General features: G+C 50.2%; 11 protein-coding genes. 7 read left to right on the top strand and 4 right to left on the bottom strand.

All coding sequences use genetic code 11. From position 1 onward, the window contains the following. Positions 1–498: 498 nt before the first annotated feature. Complete coding sequence (locus tag HMPREF0645_RS00655) at positions 499–1,362, top strand: phosphate acyltransferase (protein WP_007172846.1); 864 nt, start codon at positions 499–501, stop codon at positions 1,360–1,362. 37 nt (positions 1,363–1,399) lie between these two features. Then, complete coding sequence (gene buk, locus HMPREF0645_RS00650) at positions 1,400–2,461, top strand: butyrate kinase (RefSeq protein ID WP_007172845.1); 1,062 nt, start codon at positions 1,400–1,402, stop codon at positions 2,459–2,461. 8 nt (positions 2,462–2,469) lie between these two features. Here buk and HMPREF0645_RS00645 read toward each other — a convergent pair whose 3' ends face one another. Beyond that, entirely contained in the window at positions 2,470–4,989 is a 2,520-nt protein-coding gene (locus tag HMPREF0645_RS00645) for a glycoside hydrolase family 127 protein (protein WP_007172844.1), read from the bottom strand. Between the two features lie 260 nt (positions 4,990–5,249). On the opposite strand from HMPREF0645_RS00645, the gene HMPREF0645_RS00640 reads away from it, so the two are divergent. The 5 genes from HMPREF0645_RS00640 to HMPREF0645_RS00620 all read left to right on the top strand — a co-directional run bounded on the left by HMPREF0645_RS00640 (position 5,250) and on the right by HMPREF0645_RS00620 (position 8,410). Then, positions 5,250–5,909: a deoxynucleoside kinase gene (locus HMPREF0645_RS00640; RefSeq protein WP_007172843.1), complete on the top strand. Its 660-nt coding sequence runs from the start codon at positions 5,250–5,252 to the stop codon at positions 5,907–5,909. A gap of 5 nt (positions 5,910–5,914) precedes the next feature. Then, complete coding sequence (locus HMPREF0645_RS00635) at positions 5,915–6,541, top strand: deoxynucleoside kinase (protein ID WP_007172842.1); 627 nt, start codon at positions 5,915–5,917, stop codon at positions 6,539–6,541. A gap of 73 nt (positions 6,542–6,614) precedes the next feature. Further along, on the top strand, positions 6,615–7,772 hold the full coding sequence (locus HMPREF0645_RS00630; RefSeq protein ID WP_007172841.1) for a serine/threonine protein kinase: 1,158 nt from the start codon (positions 6,615–6,617) through the stop codon (positions 7,770–7,772). Between the two features lie 38 nt (positions 7,773–7,810). After that, positions 7,811–7,999 carry a hypothetical protein gene (locus HMPREF0645_RS00625; protein WP_007172840.1) on the top strand — a complete coding sequence of 63 codons (189 nt, stop codon included), beginning with the start codon at positions 7,811–7,813 and terminating at the stop codon, positions 7,997–7,999. Between the two features lie 36 nt (positions 8,000–8,035). Then, positions 8,036–8,410: a hypothetical protein gene (locus HMPREF0645_RS00620; protein WP_007172839.1), complete on the top strand. Its 375-nt coding sequence runs from the start codon at positions 8,036–8,038 to the stop codon at positions 8,408–8,410. Here HMPREF0645_RS00620 and HMPREF0645_RS00615 read toward each other — a convergent pair. From HMPREF0645_RS00615 to HMPREF0645_RS00605, 3 genes are all read right to left on the bottom strand, one after another. Further along, positions 8,388–9,329: a DMT family transporter gene (locus HMPREF0645_RS00615; protein ID WP_007172838.1), complete on the bottom strand. Its 942-nt coding sequence runs from the start codon at positions 9,327–9,329 to the stop codon at positions 8,388–8,390. The two genes, HMPREF0645_RS00620 and HMPREF0645_RS00615, sit on opposite strands and share 23 nt — an antisense overlap. Positions 9,330–9,378: 49 nt before the next feature. Further along, on the bottom strand, positions 9,379–9,789 hold the full coding sequence (locus tag HMPREF0645_RS00610) for a secondary thiamine-phosphate synthase enzyme YjbQ (protein ID WP_044123193.1): 411 nt from the start codon (positions 9,787–9,789) through the stop codon (positions 9,379–9,381). 78 nt (positions 9,790–9,867) lie between these two features. Further along, positions 9,868–11,079 (bottom strand): uracil-xanthine permease family protein, encoded by a 1,212-nt coding sequence (locus HMPREF0645_RS00605; RefSeq protein ID WP_044123192.1) that lies wholly within the window; start codon positions 11,077–11,079, stop codon positions 9,868–9,870. Between the last annotated feature and the right edge of the window lie 198 nt (positions 11,080–11,277).

Genomic DNA, 11,277 nt, shown 5'->3' with positions numbered 1-11,277 from the left:
AATAACAAAAAATTCACAGAAATGCAAGGTTTTGTTCCAAAACGGATTGAAGAATCGGGGGGTCGAGGTGATAAATTGTTATTTAAAAAAACGAACGTGAGTGGTAGATGTGTCTGATTTACACACGCATTCGTGCAATCGTTTGGGTAAATCCAGCTGCCGCCACAGCGCTTAACGGCCGCGATACACGTGTATGACGGACGATAGACACATGGATGACAGACGATAGACACATGGATGACGGACGATAGACACGTGGATGACGGACGCAAAGCGCCGACGTTCAAACCTGATCAACACGACAAAGGCTGATGCGGCACGGGGAAATCGAATTAAATTTATCAGAATTCATAAACGAAAAAGGGATTTTTCAACTCGATTTCACGAAAAATATTTATCTTTGCGGATACAAGAATCAAACGATATACAGATGAGGCTCTCGCAGGTTCAAGTTGCTGTTAGACTGGGCCGACGAGAACCCTATATATGAAATAAGTAATGGAAACGACACAAGATTTTGACCAGGTGGTGATGCACCTTAAAAGCAAATGCATCAAGCGTCGGGTGGCTGTGGTGTGCCCACGCGACAAGTCGACCCAGGAAGCCGTGGAGCGCGCGACCCGAGATGGTTTCATAGAGGCTGTCATGCTCGACGGTGACGACCTGACGAGTGTAGCCGAACAAGCCGTCGCAATGGTTCAGCAGGGTGAGGCAGACATGATCATGAAAGGCTTGATTCCTTCAGAAATTCTGCTGAAGGCTATCCTCCGCTATAACGGCGGACTCCTGTCCGAGGGGCATCTGCTCACGCACACGGCTTGCGCTAACATTCCGCAATACCCCAAGTTGCTATTCTATTCCGACGCCGCTGTCATCCCTTTTCCCACCCATGAGCAGCGCATCCAACAAGTGAGCTATGTGGCTGACCTCTGCCGTGCCATGGGCGTTGAAGAACCCAAAATAGCACTGATTCATTGCAGCGAGGAGGTGGACGAACGTCACTTTCCCTACACGGCAGGCTATGCCGAGATTGCAGAGCGGGCCAAGCGTGGGGAGTTTGGCCGATGCGTGGTAGACGGGCCCCTGGACCTGAAGACATCGTGCTCGGCGGAAAGCCTGAAGGTGAAGGGCATAGCCTCACCTATCGCCGGAGATGCCGACGCCCTGATATTCCCAAACATCGAGGCAGGGAACGTTTTTCACAAGAGCATTACGCTGTTCAACAATGCCAAGTTAGCCAGCATCCTTCTGGGAGCGAGCGTGCCCGTGGTTCTCACCTCGCGTGCCGACACTGCCGACACCAAATACTACAGCCTGGCGGCTGCAGCCGCACGGGGTAGGAGAGAAAGTCAACGGGCGTGAGGTGCCCGGTGTGTTTTAACTATCAGTAAAAACAAAGATGAAGATATTAGTCATCAATCCCGGATCCACCTCTACCAAAATGGCTGTCTATGAAGATCTCAAGCCACAATATACAACCAACATTCACCATCAGGCCGAGCAGCTGGCCAACTTTGCCGACGTGCACGACCAGTACGACTTTCGCCGGGAACTGGTGCTCGATGAACTCAAAACCCAAGGCATAGCCTTAGACTTTGATGCCGTGGTAGGACGGGGCGGAATCGGCAAACCGGTATTGGGGGGAGTGTACGTCATCAACGAGCAGATGATCAGCGACAACCTGCATGCCACGTATCGGCATGCCTGCAACTTGGGGTGCAAAATTGCCTACGACATTGCAGCCATGATTCCCGGATGCAAGGCATTCATTGCAGAACCTGGTGTCGTGGACGAACTGACGCCGATGACTCGCCTGACAGGGCGACCGGAAATGATGCGGTCGTGTGTGTGGCATGCCCTCAACCAGCGCGCCGTGGCCAAGCAGTTTGCTAAGGAATGCGGTCGCCGTTACGAAGATCTGAAACTCATTGTATGCCACTTGGGTGGCGGAATATCGATTGCGGCCCACGATCATGGGCGAGCTGTGGATGTGAACAATGCCATCAACGGCGAGGGACCTTTCAGCACAGAGCGCTCGGGATCGTTTCCCAGTTCAGACATGGTGCGATTGTGTTTCAGTGGCAAGCACACCGAGGAGGAACTGCTGAAAATGATTACCGGACAAGGGGGTGTCATTGCCCATCTTGGCACCAACGACATGCGTGAGGTGATGCGACGGATAGATGAGGGTGATGCGTATGCAAAGCTTGTCGTAGAAGCCATGGTATACAATGTGGCCAAATGGGTGTGCGCCCTCGGGGCTACCTTTTGCGGAGACGTTGATGCCATACTGATAACCGGCGGAGTGGCTCACTCCACAAGAATTACGGACATGCTGCGCAAGCGCATAGCATTCCTGGCTCCCGTGCACTGCTATCCCGGCGAAAATGAGCAGGGTGCACTGGCTGAGGCCGCATTGGCTGTGCTGAAAGGAGACACGGAAGCCCAGGAATATAAATAATGATCTATCTACATGCGGCCACGCAGCAATCTGAGATAATAAAAGCCGGGGCACAGGGTAGCTGACGATGCCGTGAGCCGCACGACAAACTTGTTTTTGGCCTTGCCCCGAGCATCCACAACTAAGTGTGCCGGTATAGGGAATTCCACGTTGTAGAATCCATTGACCGACCCTTTCATCGTGGCCGGTATCTCGATATCGGCCAACTTCACACCGTCTACGGTGAGCGTGGCTTTGCGTCCCTTGTCGGCCGTGGTGAAACGGCAGAGGATGGAAAGGCTGTCTTTCAGCTTGTCAGGATTGAAAAGGGAATATTGGATAAAACCTCCGGCTTTGGCATCGCGATAGGTTTCATCGCGATAACTCCCCGATGAGGAGTCGTCGCTATACTGATATTCATGTCCAGCCTCGCTCTGTTGTTCTCCGGTGGCCACAAAATCTATGGTACGTTCGGCCAGTTTCTTATTGGCAAGTTCGCTGGCTACCATGTCGCTATGTTCAAAATTCTCCTGTGTTTGCTGGTACCAGTAGCACATATAGCGAGCATGGTGAATCTCGTGGAAGGGGCGCAACGTCAGTTCTGACCACGCGTATCCGGGAGTATCACCGCGACTGGCGTCCACCACAAATTGCAATTTGGCCAAATCTTTCACCTTGACCCTGTTCAGCACATCGGCACGATTGCCGATAAGCAGGGGTGCCGAGACAAGCGATTTGCTGGATGCCATGGCACCGGGCGCATGATCCATACGTCCTTCGCCGGCGTATTCGTTGCGCAAGGGTTCGTAGGTCAGTCCATTGGCTTTGGCATCGGATGCATCCGTGGCCGTGGTCTGGGCACCCAGCAACACGGGACCATACTCAAATGCAATATAATCGCTATAGTTGGGGCATTCTGCCACACGAAGTGACATGGGCAGATCGACAGTGATCACATCGCCCGCTTTCCATGCTCGCTTCAGCCGGCAATAGCTGGCTTGACCCTGAAGAACATCAAGAGGTTGCTTGGTTCCATTGACGCTGATCGAATAATCTGCCGTAGTCCACCAAGGGTGACGCACGGCAATGGTATAGGTTCCCGACTTGCCCACCGTGATTTTGGTGCGCTGCTCATAAGGATAAGCGGTTTCCTGGGTGAGCATGAAATGCTTATTATCCAACTTACTCGCCGTAAAAAGGTTGATATACACGGCAGTATCTGCATCGTGAGTGTAAACAAAATGACCATATTTGCTATGATTCTCCATACCGGTTCCCACACAACACCACATGCCCTCATTCACCTTGGAATAGATTCGGTAGCCTTGTGGGCGGAGGGTTGTGAAATAAACGTAGCCGCCTGTCGTGGGATCCTGGGTGGAGAGGATATGGTTGTACATGGCATACTCATAGAAATCAGCGTATCGGGCATCGTGAGTGCGGTCGGCCATCATCTCCGACAATTTCATCATATTATTGGTGTTGCAGCTCTCGGGACCATCGAGATGGTCGATATACCGATTGCTGTTGCCGACGGACAGGAAATGCTCGCCCACACTATTGCCCCCGATGCACACGGTTCGGTTTTGTGCCACGTCATCCCAGAAGTTGCTCGCAGCAGTGGCATAGGTTGTCGCAGTGGGATCCTCCTCGGCCACACGCTCAAAACCAATATACTTGGGCACCTGCGTGTTGGCATGTCTGTTGTCGAGGAATGTGGGGTTGGGCGTCTGCATTCCGTTTAGCATCGTCTGGTGGCTGTATTTGCGGGCAGCAGCCAGATATTTGCTGTCGCCAAAAAGAGTGTAGGCATCGGCCAAGGTTTCGTTCATGCCACCATGCTCGGTGTCGAGTACGGTCTGCATCGTGGCATCCGAAAGGTTGGATACCAGATTGACACTCCAGTCGGCAAGTTTACGAAAGAGATCTCGCGCCGTGGTGTTGCCGGTATAAAGATAAGCATCGCGCAGACCGGCCAGCACCTTATGCTGACAATAGAACGGCACCCATCCACGGTGTTGCCGGAAAGAACTGATGTCGCCGGCATACATTTTCTTCCACATGTCGTTGATGGGCTGACCGCCAATAAATCCATAGAGCCCCTCGGTATTGGTGTCGTAGGCATCCTGGCAATCCTTCAATACGTCAATCATATAGTCCAAACGCTCTTTGATGCGAGCCTTTGTGGCGGTGTCGTGACACGCTGCGTATGCCATGGCCAAGGCCGACACATAGTGCCCGCCGACATGTCCGGAGAGGTCAAAATTGTTTCCACCCCAATTCATGAAGTTCGGGTGTCGGGATTGCCAGTCAGCATATCGTCCGGTATGCAGGCCAGCCTGACGGATGAAGGGAGTGAGCAGGCGGTCGACATCATACTGCATCAGCATCTTGATGTTGAGATCCATGGCTGTCTTGAGTGGACTGTCGAGCAAGGTAACCTCATCCAAGTTGAAATGATGAGGGTAAAGCAAACGCTGCGCATGTGTCGGCATCCAGCTCCAAAAAGCCACGACTGCGGAAAGAAGAACAAATCTGAGTTGATTCATAATGATAGAATGTATAGTTAGTTAGGCTTGAGTGTTTCGGGAATTGATTGTGGCAAAGATACTCATTTAAAAATTTAACACCACGACAAAACACAAAAAATTAGATAAAAACGCCCAAATCACAGGATGTTTTCTTGGAATAGTACAATAAATTAGGTAACTTTGCCAGGGACAGTTAACAGAAGTCACGACATGCTGACAAGGAATGATATCCAGAAAACTGTTCTAAAACCATAACCCAGGCATGGAGAAGATATAGCATGCACATTGTAATCGCAGGAAATATAGGTAGCGGAAAGACTACGCTCACCAACATGCTCGTACGCCATTACGGGTGGGAGCCGCGCTTGGAAAGCGTGCTCCAAAACCCCTATTTGGAGGAATACTATCAGGACATGCAGCGATGGTCGCTCAATTTGGAGGTGTACTTCCTGAAGGAAAGGTTTCGTGACCTCTTGGACATAGCCAAGGCCGACAACACCATCATACAAGATCGTTCCATCTTTGAGGGCGTGTATATATTCACGGCCAACAACCACGATATGGGTAACATGAGTGACCGTGACTTTGACACCTACATGGGACTGTTCGAATCGATGATGATGGTTGCCAAACAACCCGACCTCATGGTCTATCTTCGCTCGTCAGTGCCCCACCTCGTTGACCATATCCATAAACGGGGACGGGATTACGAACAGAATATTCAACTCGACTATCTGAATAATCTCAACGTCAGATACGAAGACTTTATCAATAACAAATACAAGGGACGTGTACTGACCATCGAAGCCGACAACCTCGACTTCCTACATTCCAGAGAAGATTTCGCATCGGTTATCAAACGAATAGATGCTCAGTTGGCTGAAATCCAAAACACTGACCATACGCTGTTCAGTACAACTCCTTTCATCAAACCATAAAAATCATGCACATTGCAATAGCAGGAAACATCGGAAGTGGCAAGACCACCCTTACGAAGATGCTGGCCAATCGCTATGGCTGGACTCCAAGATTTGAACCTGTAGAAAACAATCCATACTTAGATGATTTCTATAAGGACATGAACCGATGGTCTTTCAACCTTCAGGTGTACTTCCTGAACAAGCGCTTCAAGGAGGTGGTGGAAATTGCCAACAGCTCGGACACCATCATACAAGACCGCACAATCTTCGAAGACGCACGAATCTTCGCCCCTAACTTGCACGAGCAAGGGTACATGAGCGACCGGGACTTCAAGAATTACTCCGATCTCTTTGACCTGATGATGTCGTTGGTCAAGCTGCCGCAACTTATGATTTATATCCGGTCCTCCATACCAACGCTTGTAAAGCATATTGAGAAACGTGGGCGATCATTTGAACAAAGCATACGCATCGACTATCTTACGGGGTTGCAAAAGCGATACGAAGACTGGATTGCTGGCTACAAAGGCGACCTCATTATCATCGACGGAGACAACCTCAGCTTTGAGGATACGCCCGAAGATTTTCGAAAGGTGACCGAAATGATTGACACCAACCTCTATGGACTGTTTCCCGTGGAAGGTAAGTAGAGTTCCCCAAAACGAATATTCCCAGAGCCTCCGCGTTTGCCGAAGTTCGGCAAAAACATCAAAACCATACATTATGACAGAAATAAACGAAATAAAGAATTCCAGCATCAACTTCTTGGTGACAGGAAAAGACGGCACCCGTGAGGTCATGCTCATCGGCCTGAAGCCTGGCTTTGAAGACAGACCGCAGTATCAACGCGGATTGAAACGCGAATACGAACAGTGCCAGAAGATAGACCATCCCAATATCTTGAAATATCTTGAAATGAAGGAAGTTGCCGGTTACGGACAGTGTATTGTGATGGAATGGGAGCCATCTCGCACCTTGGCCGACTATATGGAGGAAAATCACAGTGCTGAGGAACAGAAAGACATAATCCTGCAGATTGCCAACGCGCTCAACTTCCTGCATCAACAAGGCAAGGTGCACGGGGCATTGGATCCCTCGTGCATATTCATCACTCAGCAGGGCGACCGCGTGAAGTTGTTGAACTTTAGGTTACGCTATGCCGACCGACTCAGTGAACCAACAGAATCCATGAAATTCCGCGCTCCGGAAGCCAAGGACGGCACCGTCTCACTCGATGCCCGAACTGATGTATTCTCCTTGGGTATGATTCTCAAGGAGATGGATTTGGGGGAAAGATACGAGAACGTTGTTTTCGGTAGCAGCGCCATAGCCCGCAACAACAGATTCCCGGACATTGACGCCTTCCTCGAGGCATTCGAGCACCATCGCCATACACGCCGGAAAACCACAGGCATGGGCAAAGGCGGTGCCAATAGTAAGCGCATAGTTGCTGTTGTTGCCGCTATTGCAGCACTGGCTGTTGTAGTCGCCTTGGCTTTCTTCAATCGCGATGTTATCGATACAGAAAAAAGCCAACCGACAAGCGAAATAGTCGATTCAACAGAGAGGACAGAGATTCCGACGAAACAATCCGACAGACCACTCCCTGCACAAGAAACGGCAGAACCTACCCAGAGCGCCGCTCCTGCAAACCAGACTTACACCGGCGACCTCGCCTTCCTCAACGAACTGGTACCCCAAATGCACATTGACATGGACAAGATCTATGCATCCAGCAAGGAGAAATCTGTCATACAAACTAAGCTTTCAAGCTATTACAAAGGACTACGCAAGGCATTAGGCAATAAAACAGAGGAGCAGTTTGCCGCCTACGATAAGGCATTTATGGATTATAGAGCGAAGAAGGATGCCGAACAATAAGAAGAGGACGCGCTCTTTCAACTGACCGTAATACCGAAATGTGTATAACACTGCAATATATCATCACCGGCATCATCGTTCTGGCATGTGTAGTGCTGGCGGGTGTCCGCATTTGGCGCACGCTGACCAATCCCAAGTCAGCATGCGACGGCTGCCAACTCAAGGACGCCTGCACCCGGTATGACTGCACCAAGAAGAATCACCCAAATACCAAGCTCCCCACATGAGCACACGCTGAAATTCTACTTCTCAAATCATAGTCTATGAAACGAAAACTGTTATTTATCCTTGTCCTTATCCTGTGTTTGTCGGCCATTGCCAAGGATAAACACATCTCAAACATTGAGAGCAGCAAGAACTGGGTGTATCTTTATGACGAGCGCGGCAACAAAATCAAGATACTCAGCAAGTCGGACATCGGGCAAGTCGTGGGATGGTCTGCCTATTTTTTTATCAGCAAGAAAGGTTCCTGGTATTATTTCTTCGACGTGATGGGGAAGAAATACAAAACCATGAGCGCCAATGATGTGGGATCCATTATCGCCGTAGCGGGGGAAACTTTTACCTCACGCAACGGCAACTGGATATACACATGGGATAAAAACGGCAAAAAACTTAAGACGAGATCCGCGTTATAGGGGTTTCGTGATGTTTGCGCCGATGGAGATGAAACCCCCGCACGCCCTGATTGGACAGATAAACGCCAAGCAAGATTAAACCAGAGCCCACGTATGCGAGCCATGTCATCGGCTCATCGAGTACCAAGGCTGAAAACACAACCGTGGAAACGGGATTCAGGTAGATATAATTACTTGCCTTAAGCGCACCCAACCGTTTGCTCACCCAACTCCAAAACACAAAACAGCCAAAGCTCGCCACAAATCCAAGGAACAGCAGATTAGTCCATACGGCTGGTTTCAGAAAGCCCTCCAATGGGAACTGCCAAGGATGAACCAAGAACATAGGCAGCACCGTAACCAGTCCGTAGAAAAACACTTTGCGCGTGACAAACACCACATTATATCCTGCCATCCTGCGCAGCAACAGGCTATACACGGCCCAACTCAGTGCAGCACTCAGCGCCAACATGTCGCCCAGAGGGTTGAGGTTGAGCATAAACTGACCGTTAAACACAACCAGCGCAACGCCCAACACAGCTGCAGCCGATCCCAAAACCAATCCCTTGTTGGCCGTTACACCCTTCAAAAACAGCAGCGCAAGCAACGTTGTGAGCAAGGGAGCCGTGCAAACAATAAACGAAACATTGTTCACATAATCTATCATCACCGCCTCGTTCTCCGTCACAAAATACAACGAGCCTCCGGTTATGCCCAGCAACACAAACAACAGCTCATCTTTCACGCTGTCTGCCCAAAGCCGATGTGGCGATATTGTCCAGATGCAAATGTATGAGAAAAAGAAGCGCAGAACAAATATTTCGTGCGCAGTAAGCCCATTCATCAGCAGAACTTTGGAGTTGACAAAGGTGCAACCCCAAATCAAGACCACCACTGCTGCCAGCAGATGATAGCCAATCATACCTTTCTTCTTATCCATTCTTTCGCTCTACCTTATCCCCATTTACAATCTTCTACCTCTCACCACGCTAAGCCATGATGGTGGCTACAATGCGCCGCGGTCCTCCATGCTCCCTGAATTCGCATAGATATATTCCCTGCCAGATGCCCAAAGCCAAATGTCCATTGATAATAGGGATATTGAGCGAGGCCCCCACGAGCGAACTCTTGGCATGCGCACTCATATCCGTTGGCCCCTCATCCCGGTGACGGTAGGCTGGGTCGCCGTCAGGAGCAAGCCGATTCATAATAGTCTTCAGATCATGACGAACGTCAGGATCACAGTTTTCATTAATCGTCAGCCCACAGCTCGTATGTTGTACAAAAAGGTTGAGCATACCCACCGTGGGAAACTCCGGCAGTTGCCTCATCACCTCTCCTGTCACCAAATGAAACCCTCTTGGAAAAGGGCCAAGCTCAAAAGTCACCTGTTTTATCATCTTAGCATATTGTTGTCCAAACCGTGTGGTTTTATTTCCCGAATCATTGAGCAAACTCCCTGCATGCTCAATCTTCAATCAAGGCTCCTGCTCCTCCTTTGCTTTGGGCAGCAGCAAGTTGAGCAACACGCCCACTAAGGCACTCAGGCCAATGCCGCTGATGGCAAAACTTCCCCATGACAGAATGGCACCACCAATACCCATGGTCAGCGTTACGGATATTATGATGGTGTTTCGGGTCACATTCATGTTCACCTTATTGTGCACAAGATTTTGAATGCCCACACTCGCAATCGTACCAAAGAGCAGCAACATGATACCCCCAAGAACCGCAGTAGGAATGCTCTGCAGCAGCGCGGAGAGCTTACCAATAACTGAGAACACCATGGCTGTTGCTGCCGAAATGCGTATCACCTGCGGATTAGTCACCTTCGTGATACTCATCGCACCCGTCACCTCGGAATAAGTCGTCACCGGAGGACCACCCAGGAAACTGGCCGCCAGACAAGCCAATCCGTCCCCGAGCATGGTGCGGTGAAGTCCTGGTTCTTCCATAAAATCCTTATCGGCCACTGCCCCTACTACATACACATCACCAATATGCTCAATCACCGGCGCGATGGCCACTGGAATCATATAAAGGAAGGGTTCCCATGCAAAGGCTGGCCAACGAAAGTTCACCACAGACGGTGGCAGGGCAAACCATGGTGCAGCCTCCACAGCCGTGAAATCAACCTCATGCATGGCCAGCGCAACCACATAGCCCACAATAATGCCGCAAACAATAGGCACCAACTTAATGAGTCCTCGACCGAACGACAGCACCACAATGGCCGTGGCGAGGGCAACAAAGGCCAGAGTCCAGTTGCTCTTGGCCATGTCGACAGCCGATGTGGAGAGCGACAAGCCGATGAGAATAATCACCGGGCCAATGACCACAGGTGGAAAAAGTCTGTCTAAAAGTTTCTTGCCCCGCCATTTGATCAGGGCAGACATCAGGAAATAAACCAGTGCCACCCCGATGATTCCGGCCAATGTCCCGGGCATTCCCCACTGTTTGCTGGCCGCAATAATCGGTGCGATGAAAGCAAAACTACTGCCCAGAAAGATAGGTACCTTACCCTTGGTGACGAAATGAAAAATAAAGGTGCCGATGCCGGCCGTCATCAGTGCCGTGGCCGGGTCGAGCCCCACTAACAAAGGGACAAGCACCGTGGAACCAAAGGCGATAAAGAGAAACTGTACGCCCAGTATAGTCTTCTTGAATGGAGAGAGAGTTGCGTTGTTCATAACAAGTTGGTCATACATGCATCAGGGCGTGACCTCAAGACACGTGCCGTCCCGATTCACACAAATTATCAACGTGCAAAGGTAATACAAAACTTCATCATTCCTGCTCAACACATCGCATTTTTTGCATCGATGTCATGCGTTGCTGCGCACAGGAAATCGCTGCTTGAGCAATTTCCAAAATCCTTTGCGCTCGAG

This window comes from Hallella bergensis DSM 17361, assembly GCF_000160535.1.
Lineage (GTDB): Bacteria > Bacteroidota > Bacteroidia > Bacteroidales > Bacteroidaceae > Prevotella > Prevotella bergensis.
The sequence above is the reverse complement of the archived record's forward strand: the minus strand, read 5'-3'. Positions and strand labels throughout refer to the sequence as shown.

Coding starts and splice junctions, on each gene's coding strand:
- HMPREF0645_RS00655 (WP_007172846.1), top strand. CDS start 499: ATGGAAACGACACAAGATTTTGACCAGGTGGTGATGCACCTTAAAAGC.
- buk (WP_007172845.1), top strand. CDS start 1,400: ATGAAGATATTAGTCATCAATCCCGGATCCACCTCTACCAAAATGGCT.
- HMPREF0645_RS00645 (WP_007172844.1), bottom strand. CDS start 4,989: ATGAATCAACTCAGATTTGTTCTTCTTTCCGCAGTCGTGGCTTTTTGG.
- HMPREF0645_RS00640 (WP_007172843.1), top strand. CDS start 5,250: ATGCACATTGTAATCGCAGGAAATATAGGTAGCGGAAAGACTACGCTC.
- HMPREF0645_RS00635 (WP_007172842.1), top strand. CDS start 5,915: ATGCACATTGCAATAGCAGGAAACATCGGAAGTGGCAAGACCACCCTT.
- HMPREF0645_RS00630 (WP_007172841.1), top strand. CDS start 6,615: ATGACAGAAATAAACGAAATAAAGAATTCCAGCATCAACTTCTTGGTG.
- HMPREF0645_RS00625 (WP_007172840.1), top strand. CDS start 7,811: ATGTGTATAACACTGCAATATATCATCACCGGCATCATCGTTCTGGCA.
- HMPREF0645_RS00620 (WP_007172839.1), top strand. CDS start 8,036: ATGAAACGAAAACTGTTATTTATCCTTGTCCTTATCCTGTGTTTGTCG.
- HMPREF0645_RS00615 (WP_007172838.1), bottom strand. CDS start 9,329: ATGGATAAGAAGAAAGGTATGATTGGCTATCATCTGCTGGCAGCAGTG.
- HMPREF0645_RS00610 (WP_044123193.1), bottom strand. CDS start 9,789: ATGATAAAACAGGTGACTTTTGAGCTTGGCCCTTTTCCAAGAGGGTTT.
- HMPREF0645_RS00605 (WP_044123192.1), bottom strand. CDS start 11,079: ATGAACAACGCAACTCTCTCTCCATTCAAGAAGACTATACTGGGCGTA.